21 protein-coding genes are annotated in these 21,925 nt (G+C 45.9%); 9 read left to right on the top strand and 12 right to left on the bottom strand.

Annotated elements, in window-relative coordinates; translation table 11 throughout:
- The first annotated feature begins 103 nt into the window (after window positions 1–103).
- Together A8O23_RS07455 and A8O23_RS07450 are read left to right on the top strand one after the other, a co-directional pair.
- Entirely contained in the window at window positions 104–1,381 is a 1,278-nt protein-coding gene (locus A8O23_RS07455; protein WP_066618918.1) for an MATE family efflux transporter, read from the top strand.
- Window positions 1,378–2,346 (top strand): glycosyltransferase family 2 protein, encoded by a 969-nt coding sequence (locus tag A8O23_RS07450; RefSeq protein ID WP_066618916.1) that lies wholly within the window; start codon window positions 1,378–1,380, stop codon window positions 2,344–2,346. The genes A8O23_RS07455 and A8O23_RS07450 overlap by 4 nt, the downstream gene beginning before the upstream one ends.
- Here the strand turns inward: A8O23_RS07450 and A8O23_RS07445 are convergent.
- Window positions 2,273–3,733, bottom strand: coding sequence for a N,N-dimethylformamidase beta subunit family domain-containing protein (locus A8O23_RS07445; RefSeq protein ID WP_066618913.1), 1,461 nt, complete (start codon window positions 3,731–3,733; stop codon window positions 2,273–2,275). The two genes, A8O23_RS07450 and A8O23_RS07445, sit on opposite strands and share 74 nt — an antisense overlap.
- Complete coding sequence (locus A8O23_RS07440; RefSeq protein ID WP_161486704.1) at window positions 3,730–4,440, bottom strand: class I SAM-dependent methyltransferase; 711 nt, start codon at window positions 4,438–4,440, stop codon at window positions 3,730–3,732. Before A8O23_RS07440 ends, A8O23_RS07445 begins: the two co-directional genes overlap by 4 nt.
- Window positions 4,441–4,693: 253 nt before the next feature.
- On the opposite strand from A8O23_RS07440, the gene A8O23_RS07435 reads away from it, so the two are divergent.
- Window positions 4,694–5,677, top strand: coding sequence for an acyl-ACP desaturase (locus tag A8O23_RS07435; RefSeq protein ID WP_066618910.1), 984 nt, complete (start codon window positions 4,694–4,696; stop codon window positions 5,675–5,677).
- A gap of 194 nt (window positions 5,678–5,871) precedes the next feature.
- Here the strand turns inward: A8O23_RS07435 and A8O23_RS07430 are convergent, their stop codons facing one another.
- Window positions 5,872–6,294 (bottom strand): hypothetical protein, encoded by a 423-nt coding sequence (locus A8O23_RS07430; RefSeq protein ID WP_066618909.1) that lies wholly within the window; start codon window positions 6,292–6,294, stop codon window positions 5,872–5,874.
- A 217-nt stretch (window positions 6,295–6,511) separates the two neighbouring features.
- The gene (locus A8O23_RS07425; protein WP_066618902.1) at window positions 6,512–6,796 is read right to left on the bottom strand and encodes a DUF427 domain-containing protein; all 285 of its coding nucleotides are present in this window, start codon (window positions 6,794–6,796) and stop codon (window positions 6,512–6,514) included.
- A 289-nt stretch (window positions 6,797–7,085) separates the two neighbouring features.
- Between A8O23_RS07425 and A8O23_RS07420 the strand changes: the two genes are divergently transcribed.
- Window positions 7,086–8,186: a vWA domain-containing protein gene (locus A8O23_RS07420; protein ID WP_066618899.1), complete on the top strand. Its 1,101-nt coding sequence runs from the start codon at window positions 7,086–7,088 to the stop codon at window positions 8,184–8,186.
- 60 nt (window positions 8,187–8,246) lie between these two features.
- Here A8O23_RS07420 and A8O23_RS07415 read toward each other — a convergent pair whose 3' ends face one another.
- Window positions 8,247–8,426, bottom strand: coding sequence for a hypothetical protein (locus A8O23_RS07415; protein ID WP_066618898.1), 180 nt, complete (start codon window positions 8,424–8,426; stop codon window positions 8,247–8,249).
- Between the two features lie 119 nt (window positions 8,427–8,545).
- Between A8O23_RS07415 and A8O23_RS07410 the strand changes: the two genes are divergently transcribed.
- Complete coding sequence (locus A8O23_RS07410; RefSeq protein ID WP_066618896.1) at window positions 8,546–10,087, top strand: sigma 54-interacting transcriptional regulator; 1,542 nt, start codon at window positions 8,546–8,548, stop codon at window positions 10,085–10,087.
- Between the two features lie 121 nt (window positions 10,088–10,208).
- Window positions 10,209–10,943 (top strand): ZIP family transporter, encoded by a 735-nt coding sequence (locus tag A8O23_RS07405; RefSeq protein WP_066618894.1) that lies wholly within the window; start codon window positions 10,209–10,211, stop codon window positions 10,941–10,943.
- Between the two features lie 104 nt (window positions 10,944–11,047).
- Here A8O23_RS07405 and A8O23_RS07400 read toward each other — a convergent pair whose 3' ends face one another.
- Window positions 11,048–11,506 (bottom strand): peptidylprolyl isomerase, encoded by a 459-nt coding sequence (locus A8O23_RS07400; RefSeq protein ID WP_066619518.1) that lies wholly within the window; start codon window positions 11,504–11,506, stop codon window positions 11,048–11,050.
- A 288-nt stretch (window positions 11,507–11,794) separates the two neighbouring features.
- Between A8O23_RS07400 and A8O23_RS07395 the strand changes: the two genes are divergently transcribed.
- Window positions 11,795–12,349, top strand: a complete 555-nt coding sequence (locus tag A8O23_RS07395) for an NUDIX hydrolase (RefSeq protein WP_066618892.1) — start codon at window positions 11,795–11,797, stop codon at window positions 12,347–12,349.
- Window positions 12,350–12,449: 100 nt separating this feature from the next.
- Here the strand turns inward: A8O23_RS07395 and rsgA are convergent, their stop codons facing one another.
- The 4 genes from rsgA to A8O23_RS07375 form a co-directional block, all read right to left on the bottom strand.
- The gene (gene rsgA / locus A8O23_RS07390; RefSeq protein WP_066618889.1) at window positions 12,450–13,373 is read right to left on the bottom strand and encodes a ribosome small subunit-dependent GTPase A; all 924 of its coding nucleotides are present in this window, start codon (window positions 13,371–13,373) and stop codon (window positions 12,450–12,452) included.
- Entirely contained in the window at window positions 13,370–14,626 is a 1,257-nt protein-coding gene (locus tag A8O23_RS07385) for a 3-deoxy-D-manno-octulosonic acid transferase (protein ID WP_066618887.1), read from the bottom strand. Before A8O23_RS07385 ends, rsgA begins: the two co-directional genes overlap by 4 nt.
- A gap of 277 nt (window positions 14,627–14,903) precedes the next feature.
- Window positions 14,904–15,533 carry a peroxiredoxin gene (locus tag A8O23_RS07380; RefSeq protein WP_066618884.1) on the bottom strand — a complete coding sequence of 210 codons (630 nt, stop codon included), beginning with the start codon at window positions 15,531–15,533 and terminating at the stop codon, window positions 14,904–14,906.
- 234 nt (window positions 15,534–15,767) lie between these two features.
- Complete coding sequence (locus A8O23_RS07375) at window positions 15,768–16,541, bottom strand: enoyl-CoA hydratase-related protein (protein WP_066619516.1); 774 nt, start codon at window positions 16,539–16,541, stop codon at window positions 15,768–15,770.
- A 527-nt stretch (window positions 16,542–17,068) separates the two neighbouring features.
- Between A8O23_RS07375 and fbp the strand changes: the two genes are divergently transcribed.
- A complete protein-coding gene (gene fbp, locus A8O23_RS07370; protein WP_066618879.1) occupies window positions 17,069–18,100 on the top strand; it encodes a class 1 fructose-bisphosphatase in 1,032 nt (343 codons plus the stop codon).
- A gap of 73 nt (window positions 18,101–18,173) precedes the next feature.
- On the opposite strand, the gene A8O23_RS07365 is transcribed toward fbp, so the two are convergent.
- Together A8O23_RS07365 and yihA are read right to left on the bottom strand one after the other, a co-directional pair.
- Window positions 18,174–18,680 (bottom strand): DUF5606 family protein, encoded by a 507-nt coding sequence (locus tag A8O23_RS07365; RefSeq protein WP_066618876.1) that lies wholly within the window; start codon window positions 18,678–18,680, stop codon window positions 18,174–18,176.
- 177 nt (window positions 18,681–18,857) lie between these two features.
- Window positions 18,858–19,457, bottom strand: a complete 600-nt coding sequence (gene yihA, locus A8O23_RS07360) for a ribosome biogenesis GTP-binding protein YihA/YsxC (RefSeq protein ID WP_066618873.1) — start codon at window positions 19,455–19,457, stop codon at window positions 18,858–18,860.
- 437 nt (window positions 19,458–19,894) lie between these two features.
- On the opposite strand from yihA, the gene A8O23_RS07355 reads away from it, so the two are divergent.
- Window positions 19,895–21,841, top strand: a complete 1,947-nt coding sequence (locus A8O23_RS07355; protein WP_066618870.1) for an OmpA family protein — start codon at window positions 19,895–19,897, stop codon at window positions 21,839–21,841.
- The last annotated feature ends 84 nt before the right edge of the window (window positions 21,842–21,925 follow it).

Below are 21,925 nucleotides of genomic sequence, written 5' to 3'. Positions count from 1 at the left end.
CTGACAGTCACTTCCACCGCTTATCAGTTAAGTTATTATTGAATTTCCTTACTGACCATGGCAGCTGCGTGGTAAAGCTGCAGCATTCTTTGTAGTTTGCAGCATGGCGCGCAAGCAGCATTGGAAGCAGTTTCTAGGGGCATCAGTTTGGTCAGGATTATCTACCGTGGCTAGGGCTGGCAGTACATTTGTCATCAACAAGCTTTTTGCCGTTTACTATGGCCCCAATGGCATAACGCTGTTGGCCCACTTCCAGAATTTAGTAGCTTTACTGACCACTCTGCCCAATGCAGGCATCAACGTAGGGTTAATTCGCCATTTGGCTGCCAATGAGCCAGGTACTGAAGGTTACCGGTCCTTTTTTTGGTCTGGCCTATGGTTGAATCTACTTTCATTTCTGACAGGAATTCTCGTTTTTGTTTTATTCCCGGAGTTCTTTCTTGAACGGTTTGGAGGCACGACCTCTGAAGTAGCCAACCATTTTAGCCTTTGGTGGGTGCTGGGCCTTTTTGCTCTGCTATTGTTACAGCTGTTCTGGCTGGCGGTTCTGCTAGCTAGGCAGGCGCTTAAACTATATGTGGGGTTAAGTCTGCTTACTAGCTTAACCAGTATTGGTGTTACGTGGTGGGCAGTAGGGCGTGTGGATTTGACTGTGGCGTTGGTCCTGTTTTTAACTGGTCAGTCGGTGGCCGGTATTGTCGGGCTGTTTGCTGTGTTCAAGAGGGGGCTTATACCGCCCATGCAAGTAAAGCTTCCGGTGCAGGTTCACAAGGAACTTGGCAAGTTTTTGCTCATGGCGGTGGCAATGTTATTGGGGAGTAGGTTTGTGGACTTTGTGGTGCGGGAAATTGCCATCCAGCGGTTTTCTTTGTATGAAACGGGTCTGTGGCAATCGGTGGCTAAAATTTCTGATAGCTATACCATTGTTTACGTATCAGTGTTGGGTATGGTGTACTACCCCAAAATTGCCGCTCTGCTGTCACAGCCACAAGCCCTGCGGGAGTATGTAAGAAGTGTATTTTTTTTATTAGTTCCGCTGGTAGGGGGAGGGTTACTTCTTTTAGGCATTCACAGAGAATTCTTCATAAGATTACTGTTTAATGAAGAGTTTTTAGCGGCTAAGGGATTAATGGACTTTCAGTTGCTGGGCGATTTCTTTAAAATGACCGCCTGGGTTCTTTCTTACATAATAACAGTACAGGCAAGGGTGAAGCTTTACATGGTTACCCAATTAGGATTTGGTATGCTTTATGTGGCAGTTGTTATGCTGCTTTTACCTAGCCTTGGGTTAGAGGGCTTGCCCATGGCTCATGCCTTAAGTTATGGCGTTTATCTGCTTTTCTTTCTGTACCTGTTTCGGTCATATTTTATCTCAAAATGAACGAGCCGCTGGTCACCATCATCTGTCTTTGTTACAACCACGCCAAGTTTTTGCAGGAGGCTCTGGATTCTGTTCTAGCACAAACCTATTCTAATTTGGAAGTAATTGTGGTAGATGATGCCAGTTCGGATGCCAGCGCACAGGTCATTTCAGAGTACGTTCGTCGCCATCCCCACATCCAATTTATCCAGCACCACAAGAATAGAGGAAACTGCGCGTCATTCAATGAAGCCTTTGGGCAAAGCAGAGGAGAATACATTATTGATTTTGCGACGGACGATGTGTTATACCCAGAGCGGGTGAAGGAGCAGGTATGCGCTTTCCAAACCTTACCACAAGATTACGGAGTAGTGTATACCGATGCTGATTTGATAAATGAAAAATCAATCTTTCTTCGTCACTTTTATCAGCGGTCTGCTTCTGGGGAATTAGTACCGGAACCAGCAGAAGGGGAGGTGTTTGCCCATGTGCTAAGCCGGTATTTCATATGTCCGCCCACCATGATGATCAGGCGGCAGGTACTGGAAGAACTAAATGGCTATGACCTAGCTCTAGCCTATGAAGATTTTGATTTTTGGGTAAGATCTTCCCGTAGCTGGCGCTATCACTATTTAGATAAGGTTTTGTGTAAGCGCCGCGTGCATATTGCCTCGCTCTCGCAGCAAGTGTACAAAAAAGGTGACCGGCAGCTGCAATCTACTATACAGGTCATTCAGAAGGCCCAGAAATTAGTCCGTACCTCAGTTGAAAAGCTGGCTCTGGTAAAACGGGTGAAATACGAGGCGCGGCATGCTTATTTTACCTCTAACTACCCAGAAGCACTGCAACTGCTGGAGATTTTAGAAGAAGAAACAAGCGCTGACGCTGAGTCACGTGTCATGCGGTGGCTTGCTAAGAAGCGGGTGCCGCTGCAGTTTCTGAGGAGGTGGTACCATGGCTGGAGGTACCGGCATACTTCTGCATAAAATTCTGAATGAGGTGCGTAAATACCTTGTCATGCCCAAGTCCGGCTCCGCTGTGTATGGCACCCGTTGCCAATATGGCCTGTTTTTCAGAAATCTTGGTAAAAACAACTTCCCCGCCGCCGCTGCCATTCCACTCAGGGTTTGTATGGGCATAGACGTCCATTTCACTGACCGCGGAAGTTTTATTTAGTCCCCTGGCAAGCACAGTGGAATTTTTAGGGGTACCCCAAGTGGTTTTATCTGTTTCGTCGCCGCAAATAGGCAGTCCATCAACACCAGCTTCGCCAAAAATCTGCCCTTGTTTTACGGAACAGCCCTTGTACAGCCAATGCTCAGACGCTACTACCTGGTAAGGTGCGTAGGTTCCCATGCCTGCCTCTGTAAACTGGCAACCAAACAGCTGAACTTCCGGCTGGGGCGTGTGGCGGAACAATTTGCCTTTCTCATCGCTATCCTGAAAAAGAGTGGCGTCTTTTCGGCATTCTATCTGGGTGAAGTTCCGGTGCCACTTTACCTGCCAGTACACTTGATTTCCCCCCAGCGCCAACAATGATTTTTGGCCGTTGAAGACTAACGCACGCAGAGACTGGTGCATTTCTTGTGTAAAATACTCGGCATGATACGCCAGCACCAGCACTTGGTACTGTTGCAGCAGCTCAGGGTGGGCCTGCAGGTAGTAATCGGGGAGCAAATCAGCCTGAAATTGATCAGATATCCAGTAAAAGATATTTGATTCAATGAGCAGGTTGTGCTGCATGCTGTGGGTAGCCTTGTAGGTAAGAGCGGTATTAGGCCGGTGCATTGAAACATATGGCACCGTCGCCGGGGCAATGGCGTTTCTGTAAAGCGATTGCCCGCCGTAAGCGTTGTAAGCTAGCCAGGTAGTGACAGGAGCCAAAACAGCCACTCGGGCTTTAGCTTGTGCCTGGCCCACTATAAAATGAATTTCAGCCGGTTTTTCCAGCAATGGGTTTGAGAGCAACGCACGGTAATAGCCTTGTGGGGCATCGGGTGATAAGTTGTACTCCCAACTAGGTTCCCAAGCGCATCCCTGCTGTGCTTCTTCAAAAGTATCTGACTGATGTATTTTCTCAAAAGAATACTGAGCCAGCGTCTCCCAATTTTTACCTCGGGCGAGATACTGTAGCTGCAGTAGGTTTTGGGGCTGCTGGGCTTTCAGGTAAAAGACAATGGTTTGTCCGGGGCGGTAGTGGTGGGCCTGAGTGTAACCTTCCAGCGGCTGAGGAACCATATCAGGTGTGACAGGGTCTGGAGCGGTGGGGGCCAGCTTGGGCAGACGGTTCTGGTGTCGCCAGAAACTAATTTTTCCGGCTGGTTTAAACAAGAGCCGCTGTAAGCGAGGGTATTTGGTAAGCCAATGCGTCATGAGCGGGGCTTGGGGCTACACAAGTACAGGCGCTCCCGATAGGCCAGACCTAATTTATAACATTCTTCCTCTGATGTAAAAGGGGTATATTCTACCACTTTCACCTGAAGTTCCTGTTGTTCCAGTCTTTCCACAAAATCTTGGCCGTAGTTGCGTTGACGGTCGGGTTGGCCGTATAGCTTGTAACGTTCCTGAGCGGTTAGGGAGTCGGGAAATTCTTCGGTAACTGCCAAATTGGGGTACACGTGGTCTTGTAATAAAAGAAGACCTTTTAAAGTGAGTACGCGACTAAGTTCGCGCATGGCCTGCAAATCATCTGGCACGTGACCGAGCACGTGTGAGCAGAGAATTAAATCAAAAGAGGCGTTGGAGAAGGGCAGTTGCTGAAGGTCTACCTTCTGCATAGCATTGGCAGCAGTTAGATCGGCGCTCAGGTAATGTAAGTTTGGCAACTGCTTCAGGCGATCTTGCAGTACCGGTTCCGGAGCCATGTGCAGCACCTTGTAGGGTTTTGTTTCAATGTGTAATTCATGCTTCAGGTACAGCCACAGCAGCCGGTGCCGCTCTACTGTGTTGCATTTGGGGCACATAGCCTGCTGCCGTTCTGGTACACCAAAGGGTAGAAAGGTACTGAAAGAGGTTTCACACAGGGGGCAATACACTTTATTTCCGGCGTAAACCACTCCACGCACACGCCAATACAACATTCTGAGAGACAGACGAGTTGAAGCAGGTAAGAATTTCTTGAGGAGCGGAAAAGGCATAGGAGCAAAGCGCGTATGCCCAAAGATACAGAACAGACGCAATTTTTATGGCTCATACATTAGAAAACATGACACCTTCTCCGCTGTTTCCCGTAGTGAATAGTTCAGTTTGTTCTGGCTCAGCATGAGAGGCTGGCTAGATCAGGGCATTCTGCATTTTTAGTAGTATATTTGCCATTTCCTATAAATTGATCCTATGATATCTTCTATAGCAGCCACCCGTTCTGAGGTGATGAAATACCTAGAGAACTTTCTGGATGAGACCCTGCCAGAATTTTTGAAGACGGTAGAAGACAGCTGGCAGCCCGCCGATTTTCTGCCCGATGCACGTATGGATACTTTTTTTGATGAAATCCGCGATTTACAAGAACGTGCCCGTGAGCTTTCTTATGATTTGTTAGCCGTATTAATTGGTGACACCATCACGGAGGAAGCCCTGCCCACCTATGAGAGCTGGATCATGAGCATCTCAGACATCAACAATGATGAGCATAGCTCCTGGATGAAATGGAACCGTGGCTGGACCTCAGAAGAAAACCGTCATGGCGATTTGCTCAACCGCTACCTATACCTGACCGGCCGCGTGGATATGCGCCAAATGGAGGCCTCTACTCAGTACCTGATCGCGGACGGCATGGACATACAGACCGACAACGACCCGTACCGCAGCTTTGTATATACCTCATTCCAGGAAACGGCCACAAACTACTCGCACCGCCGGGTGGGTGCTTTGGCCAAGAAAGCCGGTGAAACCACTCTTTCACGCATCTGTAACTACATTGCCGCCGATGAAGGACGCCACGCCAAGGCCTACAAAACCTTTGTGAAGAAAATCTTTGAGGTAGACCCATCTGAAATGATGATCGCCTACGAAGACATGATGCGCAAGAAAATTGTGATGCCCGCGCACTATCTGCGGGAATTGGGCATTGATCAGGGGCAAACGTTCGGGCACTTTACAGATGCCGCCCAGCGTACCGGTGTATATACCTCTCTAGATTATCTAGAGATCATGGAGACACTAAACCGTGAGTGGAAAATTGCCAATATGACCGGCCTAAATGAAGCAGGCGAACGTGCCCGCGATTATTTAATGGCCCTGCCCAACCGACTTCGTCGCGTAGCTGACCGCTTAAAAGTGCCACAGCTGCAGTACAAGTTCAAATGGATTGACTCTTAATTCATCCGCCGTTTTCAGCCTGTTTTTCAAAATATAGCATAAAAACGCCCCCGCCATTTTTGGTGGGGCGTTTTGGTTTTGATGAGTTTATTTATATCCAGCAAGTTTAGCGACAGCGTAACTTGTGGGAGATATACAGTAAGTTTAAGAACTTGCCTTTCGGAGTCTATAGAATATAGAGAAGGTGTGTTGCCCTACTTCAACTGCCTGTATTTCTTCCTAATTATTTCTAAATACTCTAAATCAGAATCAAGTATTTTGCTGGTCTTCATGATTCTCTCATAGAGATTGAATGTTGTTTGGTAATCTGCAATACTCAAATTCGCTTTGTTTCTTTTAAACCAATCTTTCCAAAAATTAAGATCGTTTTGTGTGAACTTTGGAACTCCTGTATAATCCATGCTCCCTTCTACACCTGTCCACTCTCCAATTAAATAAAGGAAAGATATCTGTTTATGATTAAGAGTATAAATGCCTTTTTTCTCTTGAGCAATAGAATCAAGTACTGTAAAGTTTGATTTGAATTCCCTATTTAATGCAGTTCTTTCCGTTTTATGGGAGGTTCTACAGGAAAATAAGAAAAAGGAGATAGTAGCGTACAATATTATGCCTTTCATATTTCAATCTTAAATATAATAAGATTAGAAGTTAGGAAGTCTTATTGTAGATAATAATGAAGTTGTCCTTTTTTACATCAAAGGCTGGCAATGGCACCTCCGCTGTTTGGAGCTCTCCTGCGGAAGAATCCAAAAAGGAATATGTTTTCAGCCTTATTTTCTGAAAGTAGGTCGAAAACATGTTCATTCACATCTCTTAATTCCCATATCTTCAAATCTACATCCCCACCACCTGTATGCCTTTCCAGAAGGCAATGAAGCCTTCAATGGGTTTGGCTTTGAGGCTGGTCTGCGGATACAACCAAGCGGCGTCTTTGTTTTCAAAAGTACCTACCTTTATGGTGTAATAAGAGGCTTCGCCTTTCCAGGGGCAAACTGAGCGGCGTTGGCTTGGCTCAAAGAATTCCCAACGTACAGAAGTGGGTGGAAAATAATGGTTCCCTTCTACTTCAATAGTATCCTTGCTTTCCGCCAGAACCGTATTTTTCCAAATTGCGCGCATAATTAGTTTATGAAATAGGATGTTGATTATATAAGTATGGTATTCCTTTAATTTTAAGGTACTGTTTTACCATTAGAAGGTTTACTTGCGTAAGAACATATTCTTCTTTTCGTTGTTAAGAAAGAGACATAAGATGTAAGACTCAAGACGTAAGACAAAAGACAAAATCCTTCTATTTCAAATAAGGGGTTTTCTAGCTATAGATATTCCATCGGCATAGAAAACCTTCTCCTCCAAAAGAGAATCTTGAGTCTTACGTCTTGTGTCTTGCGTCAAAAATAAAAGTAACATGGCATCCGGATATAGATTCACTCAATTTGTACCAGAGAAACCCAAAGAGCAAGGCTTTGAAGCCCTGCTCCAAATTTTTCTACAGCTCATTACCCTTACCGCCGGAGACGTGGCCGAGGCCATGAAATGGATGAGCGAGCTAGACAAACAATACAACCTCACCGATGACTCTTATGGTTTGGGAGACTTTTTTGAGGACCTGAAAAAGAACGGCTACATTGACGACAAAGGCCCAGATGGGCAGTTCCAGCTGCAGGCCAAGGGCGAACAGCGCATTCGGAAGAGCGCGCTGGAAGAAATTTTCGGGAAGCTGAAAAAGGGCGGCCGCGGCAATCATGCTACACCAAAGACTGGGTTAGGAGATGAGCCATCAGCCGACCGGCGCGAATTTCGATTCGGCGATGCACCGGAGCAGATTGAGCTGACCGAGTCTATCCGAAACGCCCAGATTCACCACGGCCTGTCAGATGAATTTTTTCTCACGGAACAGGACCTGGAGGTGACTGAGCGGGAGCACAAAACTCAAACCAGCACTGTGCTCATGATTGACATTTCACACTCCATGATTCTATACGGCGAAGACCGCATTACGCCCGCCAAGAAAGTGGCCATGGCCTTGGCTGAGTTAGTGAAGATCAAGTACCCCAAAGACAACCTCGACATTATTGTGTTCGGGAACGATGCCTGGCAGATCAAGGTGAAAGATTTGCCTTACCTGATGGTGGGGCCGTACCATACCAACACCGTGGCTGGGCTTGAATTGGCTATGGACTTGTTACGCCGCCGCAAAACCACAAACAAACAGATTTTTATGATCACCGACGGAAAGCCAACTTGCCTCAAAGAAGGGCTGAAATACTACAAAAACAGTTTCGGGCTAGACAGAAAGGTGGTGAACAAAACGCTGAATCTGGCTGCACAGTGCCGGCGGTTAGGCATTCCTATTACCACTTTTATGATTGCTTCAGACCCTTACTTGCAGCAGTTTGTGGAAGAGTTTACGGAAGTAAACAACGGACAAGCCTACTACAGCAGCCTGAAGGGCTTAGGTAATCTGGTATTTCGGGATTACGGGCGGAATAAGAAACGAAAGTTTTAAGCTGCACATGCGGGCTGTAGGAAAACTTGCACTCTTGCACAGCGCTTGAAATAGCTTGTTTTACTTCTTGGCGGCTCGTCTGCGCATAAAGCCGCCTATCAACCCCAGCACTACACCAACGCCTAACAAAACATAACCTGTTGGCCGGTCAATAATGTGAAAGATGCGTAAAATGGCACTAATGATCACAAAGGCAGCACCAAGTACTGTAAAAACTAAAGCGGTCACAACTGGTTTCATAGAGAGTAAAGGTACCAATTCAGTTCATAATAACTTTCCGTTTTTAGCCTGTTTTTTTTAAAACAAGTTAAAAACGTAGAAAGAAAACAATTAACAATTTTCAATCAGCAAATCTAGAAATGCTTTATTCCGATATTCCCGCAGCACAACTGCAAAAGATCAAAACGCTTGGCCAACTTAAAGCCGCGGGCTATGAGCCTCAGACAGTGAAAGAAGAATTGAGAGCCAACCTCATTAAAAAGCTTAGCTCTGGTGAAGAAGTATTTCCGGGCATTTACGGTTATGAGGAGACGGTGATTCCAGACCTGCAACGGGCCATTCTGAGTCGGCACCACATTAATCTGTTGGGGCTACGCGGTCAGGCAAAAACCAGAATAGCCCGTCTTTTGATTCAACTCTTAGATGAGCTGGTGCCTGTAGTGGCGGGTTCTGAATTGAACGATGATCCGCTGCAGCCCCTCTCACGCTTCGCTAAAGACCAGATTGCCCAACACGGCGACGACACACCTATTGCCTGGCTTCCGCGTGAAGAGCGTTACACTGAAAAACTGGCCACACCAGACGTTTCGGTGGCTGATTTGATTGGCGATGCCGACCCTATTAAAGCCGCTACCCTGAAGCTGCCTTATTCTGATGAGCGGGTGATTCACTTCGGGTTGATACCGAGGGCGCACCGCGGTATTTTCGTTATAAATGAATTACCCGATTTACAGGCCCGTATTCAGGTGTCGTTGTTCAATATTCTGCAGGAGGGCGATATTCAAATCAGAGGCTTTAAGATCAGGCTGCCGCTGGATATTCAGTTCGTGTTCACCGCTAACCCAGAGGACTATACGAACCGTGGCTCTATAGTCACACCGCTCAAAGACCGCATTGACAGCCAAATTATTACCCATTACCCTAAGAGCATTGAGATTGGCAAGCGCATCACTAAGCAAGAGGCCCGCATTGTTTCGGCCCAGCAGGAGCGCGTGAAAGGCCATGAGCTGATTCATGACCTGGTAGAACAGATTGCATTTGAAGCCCGCGAGAGCGAGTATGTAGATGCCAAAAGCGGTGTGTCTGCCCGCTTGACCATATCGGCTTATGAAAGTGTGGTGAGTGCCGCTGAACGAAGGGTATTGGTGAATGCAGAGGCGCAATCGCACGTGCGCGTTGCAGATTTTCTGGCCGCGGTGCCCGCCGTTACCGGAAAAGTGGAGCTGGTGTATGAGGGGGAGCAGGAGGGAGCCGGGGGCGTTGCTTACCGATTAATGGGTAAGGCCATCCGTACGCAGTTCCTGAACTACTTCCCAGACCCAGATAAATTCAAGAAGCAGAAAGATAAGAACCCTTACAAGAAAATATCAGACTGGTTCTCTGATGGCCACACCCTTGACCTGCTCAACGATGCCTCTGATGCCGAATACAAGCGTGCGCTCAACCAAGTGCCCGACTTGTCAGAAGTGGTGAAACATTTCCAGCCAAAGCTGAAAGACGAGGCAGAACACCTGTTCTTCATGGAGTTCTGCTTGCACGGTTTAGCGGAGTACAGCCTAATTTCCCGCAACCGCCTCAGCGCCGGGTTGCAGTTCAAAGACCTGCTCAGCAGTATGTTCTCGGGCGGTGGCTTTAGTCTGGAAGATGACGAAGACGAGGATGACCTGCGAGGAGGCTTTTAGCCCTTTTTTCCTAAAAACAGGCTATAAACATAAAGTTAAGCGCCCGCACCAGCCAGTGCCGGGCGTTTAACTTTTGGGCATGTGCGGGAGTATAAACTTACCTAAGAACAACCTCTGCCACATGGAAAAATTCCTGCTGACCCTATTGCCGCTACTTGGGCTGATGATCGTGCACCTGTTTGGGCATAAATTAAAGTTTCTGGAGGGTGTGCCGCGCAGTTTGTGGCTTTCTGGAGCTGGAGGGGTGTCAGTGGCCTACGTGTTCTTGCATTTGTTTCCGGAGCTTCAGGAGGGGCAGGAGCACCTGCAAGAGGCTGCCGAGAGCCGAGGGTTATCTTTTCTGAAACACCACATGTACCTGATGGCTTTGGTGGGGCTGGTGATTTTCTATGGAATGGAGCGCTTGGCCATCAAATCAAGAGATGGCGGCAAGGGAACTTCAGATGATACCCCGCCCTCTGTTTTCTGGATACACATAGGCTCTTTTGCGGTGTACAATGCACTGGTAGGTTATCTTCTGCACAAGCGCGAAGAACAGAACGTAGAAGAGGTATTGTTTTACTTTGTTGCCATGGCCCTACACTTCCTGGTCAACGATTTTGGATTGCGCGAGCATCATAAAAAGCGTTACCAGCATGTAGGCCGATGGATTCTGGCCTTAGCACTATCTATAGGTTGGGGAATTGGGCTGGCGATGGAGATTTCAGAGGCGGCTACAGCTTTACTGTTAGCATTTTTGGCAGGAGGGGTGGTGCTTAACGTACTCAAAGAAGAGCTACCCGAAGAGCGGAAAAGCCGTTTCTCTGCTTTTTTAGTGGGTACTGGTTTATATGCAGTGCTGCTTCTTCTACTTTAGTAAATGATTAATGACCAATGAATAATGAACAATGAGTAATGATTAATGTTTGGTCTTCTCTCCAAATTGATCATTACTCATTAATCATTGTTCATTACTCATTATTAAGCCTCGTTTACCACAATTTTCTCAATGCGGTCGCCTTGGCGGATATCATCAATCACATCAAGACCTTCTACCACTTTACCGAAGCAAGTGTGGTTGCGGTCTAAATGAGCAGTGTTGTTGCGGCTGTGGCAGATAAAGAACTGCGAACCGCCGGTGTTACGTCCGGCATGTGCCATAGACAACACACCACGGTCGTGGTATTGGTTTCCGCCAGTCAATTCGCAATCAATTTTGTAGCCTGGTCCGCCGGTGCCCGGCATTCCTTTAGAACCCTCACGGGAATTAGGGCAACCTCCCTGAATCACAAAGTCAGGAAGAACACGGTGAAAAGAAAGGCCATCGTAGAAGCCTTCTTTGGCCAGTTTAGTGAAGTTTTCAACAGTTTTAGGGGCATCTTGCTCGTAGAATTCTACTTTCATTACGCCCTTAGCGGTATGGATTTCTGCGGTTTTCATGTAAAAATGTGCTAATGTAAAAATGCTAACAGTGCCAAATTGCCGTTTGTTCAATTCAAACCGGCAGCTTTGGTGCTGCAAAGGTACGGAAATTTTGTGGCCATACCTGACCTGTGCCAGCCCGTGGTTTGATGTCTTCCATTTTCGCCCTGTTTTTGAAAATTCAAGGCAAAAACAGCAAAATATATAAGCGGTGCCATACAAATGATATTGTACTGGAAGCTTTTGCCTGAAGAAACAGTGTCAGGACTTCCTCTAAGTTAAGCAGCTGTATTATCTTGCCAGACAATGGAGTATCTTGAGTTATTTGACGAGGCGAATTTACCGTTAGGGCAACTGCTGCCCCGCCGGCAGGTGCATGAACAGGGGCATTGGCACCGAACAGCGCAAATATTTATTTGGCATCCGCAGCTAGGCTTTCTTTGCCACCAGCGTAGCAAGTCCAAAGACCTTTTCCCTAGCCTTTGGGATGTCAGTATTGGAGGTCATTTGAATCCGCATGAAACATACCTGAGTTGTGCCACTAGAGAGCTGAAGGAGGAACTAGGTATTGAGGCAACGCCGCAGGAACTTCACCACATAGCTACCATGTCTATTGATGGGCAAGATGTAGTGGCGCAGTTACTGGATCGTGAGCATGCAGGTATTTTTCTTTACCAAACCAGTTCAGAGGCAACGGCTTTTGATTTTCAGAAAGAAGAAATTGAGGAGGTGGCGTATTTAACAGCAGCGCAGTTGAAAAAAGATTTAACTAGTAAATCTTTTTCCAGAACTTATATTCCATTGCAGCAACAGTTTCTGTACATGCTCCACTTGATAGAGGCTTATCTGCAAAAGCAGTGACTGAAGGCATAAAAATAACCTTGAAATTCTTCTTGAAGAGCTATGTGAGACGTTTTAGGCTTGTTTTTCTAAAACCAGGCTCAAAACAGCGGCCACTGAATTAGCGGTGGGTGTCTTCGTCTTGCAGCAGGCTGAGGTAACTCTCGTAGCGCGGTAAGGCAATTTTTCCTTTTTTTACATCAGCCTGTACGGCGCAGCCGGGTTCGTTCAGGTGCAGGCAATTGTTGAATTTGCACTGGTTCAGGCGCTCCCGCATCTCAGGAAAATAATGCGCTATTTCCTCGCGCTTCATCTCCACTACGCCCAACTCTTTTATGCCTGGGGTATCTATGAGATAAGTATCTTCCTCAACCTTAAACATCTCGGCAAAAGTGGTGGTGTGTACCCCTTTATCAGAAAAAGCGGAGATTTCTGAGGTCTTTATCTCCAGATCTGGTACTAACACATTAACCAATGTGCTCTTGCCTACGCCGGAGTGCCCGGAGAAAAGGGTAATTTTCTCTTTGAGCAAAGCCTGAACTTCAGATATGCCTTGTCCGGTATGGGCAGAGCAGGGGTAGCAGGGGTAGCCAATGCCCTGGTACATCTGCATGACCTGTTTTAGGTAGCCCAGAGACTCCTTGTCATACAAATCTATTTTGTTGAAGATAAGGGTGGCCGGAATCTGGTAGGCCTCAGCGGTTACCAAAAAGCGATCTATAAACCCAAAAGATGTTCGCGGAGAAACTAACGTTACTACCAGAAAAGCCTGATCTAAGTTAGAGGCCACTATATGGGCGTGGTGCGCCTTGTGGGTAGACTTGCGGATAATGTAATTCCGGCGCGGGGTAATGTCAGTGATGACCGCCTGCTGCTCGCCACCCTCATTCTCCAGAGTAACTTCATCGCCTACGGCAATTGGGTTACTTACCTTAAGCCCTTTGTTTTTAAACTTTCCGCGCAGGCGGCATTTGTACAGCAGCCCGTTTGCGTGGGAGCGTACCAAATACCAAGAGCCCGTAGATTTTACAACTGTTCCTGTCATGCTTGGCGCGAAGGTAACCAATATTCTAATGCCGTTAGAATACGGTCTGTGGCGCCAGACTGTTTTTGCAGGTATTCATAAGCCGCCTGCTTTATCTTTTCCCGCTTTTTTTGATCGTGATGTAGCTGCTCAAACTGATTGCTGAGATCATTGGTGCTCTTGACAGAAAAAGCTACGCCTGCCTCAATCAGGTCCTGGGCTTCCTGAAATTTGTTGTACTTAGTGCCAAAGAAGATGGGTGGCCCAAAGGCGGCTGGCTCTAAAGTGTTGTGCAGCCCTTTGCCAAAAGCCCCGCCTACATAGGCATAATCGGCGTATTGGTACAAAGCGGAAAGCATGCCTATGTTGTCTATGAGCAAAACTCGGGCATTGGCAAAATTTTCAGGCGTTGCCTCTGAAAAACGGACAGTGTTACCGTTAAAAGTCTTTTCCAAATCCTGCAATTCACTTTCTTTGATTTCATGCGGAGCCACAATGAACTTTAGCTTCTGCAGGTGCTCTTGCATGAATGGCCGTAAAACCTTCATGTCTTCCGGCCAGCTGCTGCCAATTACCATGACAGGAGAAGTGCCTTTGAATGTGGCGGCCACCGGAATTGGAGCCGCTTGGCTGGCATTCTGAAGTACCCTGTCAACACGCGTGTCGCCGGCGGTGCTTACTTTAGTGAAGTTCACTCCTGATAAGAGAAGAGCGGAAGCTTGGTTTTGGGTGTATATGTGCGAGAACCGCTCCAAAATGCGTCTGTAAAAGGTTCCCCGCTTGCTGAAATATACCTGGTCTGGCCTGAAAATGGCCGAAACCGAAATCAGGGGTATGTGGCGCTTCTTTAAGGCTTTGGTGTAATGGTGCCAGAATTCGTACTTGATGAAAATTGCCAATTTAGGCTTCACCAAAGAAACAAAGCATTTGGCGTTGTGGTAAGTGTCAAGCGGGAGGTAGAAAATATAATCTGCCCCTGGGTAATTCTTGCGTAGTTCGTAGCCTGAAGGAGAGAAGAAGGTTAAGACAATTTTATAATCTGGGTACTTTTTACGGAAGCCCTCCATCAAAGGCCGGCCTTGTTCAAATTCTCCTACGCTGGCGCAATGAAACCATACCACCGGGCTGGTATTTGGTTTCATTTGATTGTCTATTTCTTCGAGAAGGTTCTTTCGTCCATTAATCCACTGAGCAGCTTTGGTATGGAAGGGTGAAGCTAAGCGCAGGCCTAGTCCATAAGCTTTGATACCAAGGTTATATAATACTGTAGACATTGTAAGGGGACGTACTTAATAAAACAAGTAAGGCGATTTATACTTTTTTTGAACGGTATAGTAGCGCTGGGCAAATATACAGCGTAAAAGCGGTTATTTTAAGTGTCTGTTATTGCTTAGAATAGGATTTTAATAATAAGATAATCTTTGTGTGCCGTTTTGCCGGATAAATAAGCAGAACTGCTCTTTTTATTACTGATAACTGGTGTGAAAAGATACAAAACAAAAGAGCCTCTGTTTGGCAGAGGCTCTTTTGTTTTGTATCGTTGTAGTTGAATTAGTGACCGGCTAAGTAGTTAGAAACTCCCTCGCGGGTAGCTTCCATGCCTTCTTTGCCTTCTTCCCAGTTAGCTGGGCAAACTTCACCCTTCACTTCAAAGTACTGCAGGGCATCTACCATACGCAATGCCTCGTCAATGCTGCGGCCCAGGGGCAGGTCATTTACTACCTGGTGGCGAACAATGCCTTGCTTGTCGATCAAGAACAAACCACGGTAGGCTACAGGCTCACCGGTGAAGGTCATTTCGCCTTCGTCGTTATAATCATAATGACCAGCCAAAACATCATAGTTTGAAGCAATGGTTTTAGAAGTATCTGCAACCAAAGGATAGGTTACACCTTCAATGCCGCCACGGTCGCGTGGGGTGTTTAACCATGCCCAGTGTGAGAAGTGAGAGTCAATGGAGCAACCCACTACGGCCACATTCTTCTTTTTGAAGTCCTCCATCCGATCCTGGAAGGCAATAATCTCGGTTGGGCAAACAAAGGTGAAATCCAGCGGGTAGAAAAAGAATACCACATGCTGCTTGCCAATGTATTGGGTCAAAGAAAAATCTTCTACAAACTCGCCGTCTACTACCGCGGTTGCGGTGAATGAGGGTGCTTTTTTACCTACTAATACTGCCATTGCTAATCTATAAGTTGATGAATTAATATTTAGTTGACCAGCCAAGCCAGCCTAACGGCCGCTTGTCTGGTTTCAGAGACAAAGGTACAGAGGCATTTTTTACAGCGCAACCCATGTCGTGAATACGGAGCCAATCTATGTCTGAGCACCAGCAAGGCATGGCGCTTATCAAAGTTGAAGAAGGTCTGTTTTAGGCTTGATTTTAGGAAAAAAGCGCTAAAACAAACCTTCTTCTTATCTGCCTTTGAAGGTTGGCTTACGCTTTTCAATGAAAGCATTCATGCCTTCGGTTTGATCTTCTGAGGCAAATGTGAGGTAGAAGTTTTTGCGTTCAAAATGTAGACCTTCGTCCAGATGTGTTTCAAAGGTACGGTTTACAGATTCCTTGGCTAGTTTCACGCTTACCGGTGCCAGTTGCGCAATCTGACTAGCAAGTTTAAAGGCCTCTTCCAAATAAAGCTCTACAGGAACTACTTTGTTTATGAGCCCGCACCGCTCAGCTTCTGTGGCCGAGATAAACTTTCCGGTGAGAACCATCTCCATGGCTTTGGCTTTCCCTATAGCCCTGGTGAGGCGTTGGGTACCACCCGCACCAGGCATTACCCCGATTTTTATTTCAGGTTGGCCGAACTGGGCAGTCTCAGAGGCCACAATCATGTCGCAGGTCATAGCAAGCTCACATCCTCCGCCTAAAGCGAAACCACTTACTGCCGCAATAATAGGCTTCTTCGTTTTTTTTATCTGATCCCAGGTAGAAAACTGGTCAATGTTCAACATGTCAACGGCTGTTTTCCCAGCCATTTGTTTTATATCCGCACCGGCAGCAAAGGCACGTTCATTGCCCGTTATCACTATAGCTCTCACTTGGTCATTGTCGTCAAGTTCCTTAAGGGCGTCGCGCAGTTCCCCCATCAGCTGTAAGTTAAGGGCATTTAGCTCTTTTGGGCGGTTTAGCTGAATTAGAGCTACCTGCGGTCGGGCTTGTTCAGTTACAATAATGTATTCCATAGTATTCATTGTTGAAATAGGTGTTTTAAGGCTAATTTCCTTAAAATAAGTAAAAAACAAATGTTTGGCAGTAGATTCAAGTTTTTTGGTGGCAAATAAGGCTAAGTAGCAGTAGTTTACGCTAAATTCTTGTGCCATGCGTCTTCTGTAGACGGTTTGATTAAAAGAGGAAGCTGTAACAAGAATGGCTTTTTAACGTAGAAAAAGCACTCTGCCTTATACATCATTTCATTCTTGAATAAAAAAGGAACTGCGCAGGCTCAAATTGCGACTGAAGCTTTTCTTGGCTCCTCCAAGGGCTAATCAATGGTTTCCTTTTACCTTAGGCGAGTTTTGTGATATCTAATCTAACCCTTCTTCTGAAGTGGCATTTAAATAATGTCATCTGAAGGGGAAGAGTTTAATTAATAAATTAATTTATTTAAGCTGGTTAGAGTGTAAAGTTGCTAATTCTTTACTCTTATATAGTTAGTTTATTGATATATTTGCAATAACTGTTCAAACCTATACAAACCAATCCTATTCCTATGACTATCAAAGAAAACTTAGCGCTTCCGGTAGGCACTACCCTTGACCGGTTTATTATGCGCAAGCAAGAGGATTTTCCTTATGCCACTGGTGAGTTGTCTCAGTTGCTGCGTGACATTGCGTTGGCGGCTAAAATTGTGAACCGGGCTATCAACCATGCTGGCCTTACCGATATTGGCGGGGCGTATGGCAAGCAGAACGTTCAGGGTGAAGACCAGCAAAGGCTTGACATTGTGGCGAACATACGGTTTATCAGAGCTCTGCGGAATGGAGGAGAGGTTTGCACCATTGTTTCTGAAGAAGAAGATGGCTTAATCCAAACAGGCAATCACAAAGGGCGCTACATTGTAGCCATTGACCCGCTAGATGGTTCCTCAAACATTGATGTGAATGTTTCTATAGGTACTATTTTCTCTGTTTACCGCCGCTTGTCTGACCAAGGTGCAGACGGCACCATTGAAGACTGCCTGCAAAAGGGTACGGAGCAGGTGGCAGCGGGGTACATTATCTATGGTTCCAGCACCATGCTAGTGTACACCACAGGTAACGGCGTGAACGGTTTTACCTATGAAACTTCTTTGGGTGAATTTTTCTTGTCACACCCCAACATCACTATTCCTGCTAAGGGAGAGATTTATTCAGTAAACGAAGGTGGTTTTCACCACTTCCCGGCTGGGGTGAAAGATTACATAGAACTTTGCCGCGTACGCAACTACTCAGCCCGCTATATTGGCTCGTTGGTGGCAGACTTTCACCGTAACTTGTTGAAAGGCGGCATTTATATGTACCCTAATACGCAGAAGTCTCCACTTGGTAAACTACGTTTACTGTATGAGTGCAATGCCTTGGGCTTTATTGTTGAGCAGGCCGGAGGGAAAGCGTCAGACGGGAAAAACCGAATTTTAGATTTACAGCCTAATGAATTGCACCAGCGATGCCCTTTGTATATAGGGTCAAAAGAAATGGTGGAAGAGGTAGAGGCTTTATTGATGCCCAGAAAGGTAAAAGACAGATCATTAGCTGCCGTGTAACCTGTTTTCGGGCAGTTTTACGAAAAGTAATAAAACAGAAAAGCCCCGCCATTGGCGGGGCTTTTCTGTTTTATTACTTTGCCTTTTTCTTTGATGCTTTTGGTTTTTCAGCTTCCTCGGCTTCAGAAGTTGTAGAGGCTTCTGCTGTAGTTGTCTCTGGTTGCTCAGCCGGGGCTTCCTGCTCTTCAGTATAAGGCACAAACTGATTCACCAGCGAGTACCACTGTACTAGTTTTTTCATGTCAGAGGCGTACACCCTGTCTTGATCATAATCAGGCAAAACAGACTCTACAAATGCAGAAAGTTCTTGTGAGCTTGATTTTGCGTTTACAGGTAAGTCGGTTCCGTATTGCTTTCTGATTCTGTCAAAAATTTCAGCAAGGGGCACGGTGTGCTCTGCATCATTGGTGTACATAGAAATTTCCTGCAGAATAGAAACTCTGTTGCGGGCTTGCGCTACGCTTCTTACCGGCTTCTCGGCCAGGCTCTCTACAATAACACCGCTACGGGTGGGGGCAATAATCCGGTAAAGGCCGGGCATACCGGAAATAGAGGCAATCTCTTTCAGGTCAAATGGCATAATAAACTAATGGTTATGGGTAAGACTATTTATTTACACCCGCAGGCAGTTGGTATACGTACTTAAGGCGATAAAATTAAACAAAATTATTGCCTGTAAAACACATGGCCAGATTAGTAGCGGTGAGGCAGCATGAACCTAGCCGCAGTTTTTCAGGACATAAAGTTACTGCCGAGCCTAGTGGTACTGTTGGTTTACACTTTCAATAAACTGCAGAATCTCATCCCGACCTTCTTTTGAAGATGATGAACTTTTTAAGTAATGAGGTAGTTCTTCCCAGTTTTCTTTTAAGGTATTCATGAAAAGCGAAATATTCGCATCTGTTTTGGCAGCAGACTGCTTGTCGGTTTTAGTGAAGACAAGCACAAAAGGAACCCCCATAATGCCTAGCTGCTCCAAAAATTCCACATCTACTTTTTGTGGGGGCAAGCGTGAATCAATCAGCAAAAATACACAGGCAAGGTTGGGACGGTTCTGGAAATAAAAATGGATCATCTTGCGCCATGACTCTCTGGAGGTTTTGCTGACCTTAGCCCACCCGTAGCCGGGTAAATCCACTATGTACCATTTGTCATTGATCAGAAAGTGGTTGATCAGCTGGGTCTTTCCCGGAAAAGAGGAGGTTTTGGCAAGCTTAGTGCGGCCAGTGAGCATATTTATTAGAGAAGACTTGCCTACGTTAGAGCGTCCTATAAAAGCATACTCAGGAAGCTCTGTCTGAGGGCATTGGTCTGCGCGGGTATTACTACTGATAAACTTTGCGTCTTTAATAATCATATGAGCTTCTCTAATGGAATTGAAGGCAGCTGATGCTATACGCTCTAAACCTACGGTGAAAGAACAGATATAGGTGCCTCTTCAGATTTCTCAAAGGTACCAAATATTTGCCAACCCAATTGAAAAGCTGTTTTAAGCATAATGAGAGCTTGAATTTTCATGCATAAAAGGAAAACCATTTTTTGATTTTATGAGTATCGTATGCCCAAAGGTAGAAGGTAAGAAAGGTCTTGAACAGAAATATTGGTTTACTGCCAGCTATTTTAGTGTAGAGCACGTAATAATATTGTATTTGCTATAATGTATATTGTAGAATTTAGATATTATTGTGCTGTGAATATATTGACCAAGAACAGCGGGCACTTGACTGAAGCTAACTTCTAGCTTATTTTATTAAGTTTTGCGCAAAAAAAGAAGCAAGTATTAAAAGCTAACCTATGGATTACTTAGACAAACGGTTGTTAAAAACATCATTATTATTTCTGACTCTATTCTTCATGGTCACTGCTGCCATGGGGCAGAGTACTCGCCAGCTTATCAGAAAAGGAGATAAGATGTTCAACCAAGCCAATTTCCGTGCAGCCTTGCCTTATTATGAGCAGGTGCTGGAAAGGGATCCGGATAATGCCAAAGCCCTTTACCGGGCAGGTATTAGCTTAATTGCCTTTGACAAAGAGAAAGCAGGCGAGTACATTAAGAAAGCCTACACCCTTAAGCCGAAAGTTGGGGAAGACGCCCTTTACTGGATGGGCCGGGTGAATTTGGTGAACTATGAATTTGATGAGGCCATCAAGAATGCTCAGGATTACCAGAAGACACTAGGCAAACGCGATGTGGAAGGCAAAGAGCAGGCCGCTCTTCTGATACAGCATGCACGTAACGCCAAAAAGGAAGTGGCTAACCCTAAAGATGTGTTCGTGAAAAACCTTGGCCCTGAGGTCAATACAGCTTATTCAGAACATAGCCCAGTTATCTCAAAAGATGATAACTACCTGTTGTTTACTTCCAGAAGTAGAGCCGTAACCGGTGGCAAAGAGGCCGAAGACGGTGAATACTACGAAGATATTTTTGAAGCTGACCGTTTGGGGCCAGATTCATGGTCTGCCCCCCGTTCGTTGAGCGGCAGACTGAACGGTACCGGGCACGATGCTTCTATCCAACTTTTTGATAATGACCAAAAGCTGCTCATGTACCGTCAGGACCAAAACGGTGACATCTTTGTTTCAAGCCGTGGCGAGACTGGTGAATGGACCCCGCCAACTAAACTGAACAGCAACATCAACTCACGTGAATTTGAAAGTGATGCCTATATCACTCCAGATGGAAGTACGCTTTATTTCTCTACCAACCGTTTTTCAGAAAATGGTGACCTTGACATTTACTATTCAAAAAGAATGGACAATGGTGATTGGGGAGCGCCTAGAAACTTTGGAAACGGAGTGAATACACCGTTTGATGAAGATAGCCCTTACTTTACCCCAGATGGCAGAACCATGTTCTTCAGTTCACGTGGCCATAACACAATGGGTGGGTACGATATCTTCAAAATAGAGTTTGACACCGTTTCTGGCCGCTGGAGCAGACCTGAAAACATGGGTTACCCAATCAACACGCCAGATGATGATACTTATTACCGTTTAAGTTCAGATGGACGTTTGGCGTACCTTTCTTCTTATCGTATGGGTGGCTACGGTGAAAAAGACATTTACACCATCAACTACATCCGTAATGCTATTGTTAAGGGGCGTGTATACAGCCTGCGGGACAGTACCATTATACCAGGGGTTGAGTTGGTTTTCACTGGTAAGGCTGCAAACAATACCCCACTTGAGTACAGAGATGTGACAAAACCAGATTCGGGTACTTACCAAGTGACCGTGCTGTCTTCTCGTCCGTACCAGGTAGCCTTGTCACGTGACGGTAAAAACATAGCCAACGAGCAATTTGAGGTGCCGCTTTCTTTGAATGACACCACTGTGGTAGAGAAAGACTTCTATATTGATTTTGTAGATGAAACAGCCATAAGTGGTGGCGCCTTTGCCTTCAAACGCATCTACTTCGATACTGATAAGTACAACCTTCGTGCTGAGTCAATTACTGAGTTAGATAATATAGCACGGGTGTTGAAGGCAAATCCAACTCTACGCCTTTCTATTGACGGACACACTGACTCACGTGCCTCAGATGCCTACAACATTCAGTTAGGTGAAAATCGCGCTATGGCAGCCTATAACTACCTGATTCAGCAAGGTATTGCCCCTAACAGATTAATTACCGTGAGCTACGGAGAGCGTCGTCCGGCTGCGCCTAATACATCCGCTGAAAACATGCAGCTGAACCGCCGCACTGAGTTCAACGTCATCAGAAGAGCCGACGAACAATAAGCATTTATGTTTTAAAGCTGATTTTCTTAAAACAGCCCAAAAACAAAGCCCCAGCCCTTTTGGCTGGGGCTTTGTGCGTAAGAG

The organism is Rufibacter roseus, assembly GCF_001647285.1.
Taxonomy (GTDB): Bacteria; Bacteroidota; Bacteroidia; order Cytophagales; family Hymenobacteraceae; genus Nibribacter; species Nibribacter roseus.
Note: the sequence above shows the minus strand (reverse complement) of the source record. Positions and strands in the feature narration are given on the sequence as shown.

Bases quoted from the DNA above. Each gene is read 5' to 3' on its own strand.
- A8O23_RS07455 (WP_066618918.1), top strand. From the start codon at position 104: ATGGCGCGCAAGCAGCATTGGAAGCAGTTTCTAGGGGCATCAGTTTGG.
- A8O23_RS07450 (WP_066618916.1), top strand. From the start codon at position 1,378: ATGAACGAGCCGCTGGTCACCATCATCTGTCTTTGTTACAACCACGCC.
- A8O23_RS07445 (WP_066618913.1), bottom strand. From the start codon at position 3,733: ATGACGCATTGGCTTACCAAATACCCTCGCTTACAGCGGCTCTTGTTT.
- A8O23_RS07440 (WP_161486704.1), bottom strand. From the start codon at position 4,440: ATGTTGTATTGGCGTGTGCGTGGAGTGGTTTACGCCGGAAATAAAGTG.
- A8O23_RS07435 (WP_066618910.1), top strand. From the start codon at position 4,694: ATGATATCTTCTATAGCAGCCACCCGTTCTGAGGTGATGAAATACCTA.
- A8O23_RS07430 (WP_066618909.1), bottom strand. From the start codon at position 6,294: ATGAAAGGCATAATATTGTACGCTACTATCTCCTTTTTCTTATTTTCC.
- A8O23_RS07425 (WP_066618902.1), bottom strand. From the start codon at position 6,796: ATGCGCGCAATTTGGAAAAATACGGTTCTGGCGGAAAGCAAGGATACT.
- A8O23_RS07420 (WP_066618899.1), top strand. From the start codon at position 7,086: ATGGCATCCGGATATAGATTCACTCAATTTGTACCAGAGAAACCCAAA.
- A8O23_RS07415 (WP_066618898.1), bottom strand. From the start codon at position 8,426: ATGAAACCAGTTGTGACCGCTTTAGTTTTTACAGTACTTGGTGCTGCC.
- A8O23_RS07410 (WP_066618896.1), top strand. From the start codon at position 8,546: ATGCTTTATTCCGATATTCCCGCAGCACAACTGCAAAAGATCAAAACG.
- A8O23_RS07405 (WP_066618894.1), top strand. From the start codon at position 10,209: ATGGAAAAATTCCTGCTGACCCTATTGCCGCTACTTGGGCTGATGATC.
- A8O23_RS07400 (WP_066619518.1), bottom strand. From the start codon at position 11,506: ATGAAAACCGCAGAAATCCATACCGCTAAGGGCGTAATGAAAGTAGAA.
- A8O23_RS07395 (WP_066618892.1), top strand. From the start codon at position 11,795: ATGGAGTATCTTGAGTTATTTGACGAGGCGAATTTACCGTTAGGGCAA.
- rsgA (WP_066618889.1), bottom strand. From the start codon at position 13,373: ATGACAGGAACAGTTGTAAAATCTACGGGCTCTTGGTATTTGGTACGC.
- A8O23_RS07385 (WP_066618887.1), bottom strand. From the start codon at position 14,626: ATGTCTACAGTATTATATAACCTTGGTATCAAAGCTTATGGACTAGGC.
- A8O23_RS07380 (WP_066618884.1), bottom strand. From the start codon at position 15,533: ATGGCAGTATTAGTAGGTAAAAAAGCACCCTCATTCACCGCAACCGCG.
- A8O23_RS07375 (WP_066619516.1), bottom strand. From the start codon at position 16,541: ATGGAATACATTATTGTAACTGAACAAGCCCGACCGCAGGTAGCTCTA.
- fbp (WP_066618879.1), top strand. From the start codon at position 17,069: ATGACTATCAAAGAAAACTTAGCGCTTCCGGTAGGCACTACCCTTGAC.
- A8O23_RS07365 (WP_066618876.1), bottom strand. From the start codon at position 18,680: ATGCCATTTGACCTGAAAGAGATTGCCTCTATTTCCGGTATGCCCGGC.
- yihA (WP_066618873.1), bottom strand. From the start codon at position 19,457: ATGATTATTAAAGACGCAAAGTTTATCAGTAGTAATACCCGCGCAGAC.
- A8O23_RS07355 (WP_066618870.1), top strand. From the start codon at position 19,895: ATGGATTACTTAGACAAACGGTTGTTAAAAACATCATTATTATTTCTG.